Source organism: Streptomyces sp. MMG1121, assembly GCF_001280015.1.
Taxonomy (GTDB): domain Bacteria; phylum Actinomycetota; class Actinomycetes; order Streptomycetales; family Streptomycetaceae; genus Streptomyces.
On the sequence record NZ_LGDV01000046.1, the window covers coordinates 1 to 554 of the forward strand.

At 64.6% G+C, this 554-nt stretch carries 1 protein-coding gene; it reads left to right on the forward strand.

Annotation, left to right across the window (positions count from 1 at the left end; translation table 11 throughout):
- The coding region (locus tag ADK64_RS06660) for an alpha-amylase family glycosyl hydrolase (RefSeq protein WP_267888526.1) at nt 1-554 on the forward strand (554 nt) is incomplete at both ends.

Sequence of the window (554 nt, forward strand, 5' to 3'; positions counted from 1 at the left end):
GTGGAGTTCGTCGACGCCGCCCACCAGCGCGGCATGCGCGTGATCATCGACTTCGTCATGAACCACACCAGCGACCAGCACCCGTGGTTCCAGGAGTCCAGGCGCGACCCGGACGGTCCGTACGGCGACTACTACGTCTGGGCCGACGACGACAAGCAGTTCCAGGGTGCCCGGATCATCTTCGTCGACACCGAGGCCTCCAACTGGACGTACGACCCCGTACGCAAGCAGTACTACTGGCACCGCTTCTTCTCGCACCAGCCGGACCTCAACTACGAGAACCCGGCCGTGCAGGAGGAGATGATCTCCGCACTGAAGTTCTGGCTGGATCTCGGCATCGACGGGTTCCGGCTGGACGCCGTGCCGTACCTGTACCAGCAGGAGGGCACCAACTGCGAGAACCTGCCGGCGACCCATGAGTTCCTGAAGCGGGTCCGCAAGGAGATCGACACCCAGTACCCGGACACCGTGCTGCTGGCGGAGGCCAACCAGTGGCCCGAGGACGTGGTCGACTACTTCGGCGACTACGGCACCGGCGGCGACGAGTGCCACAT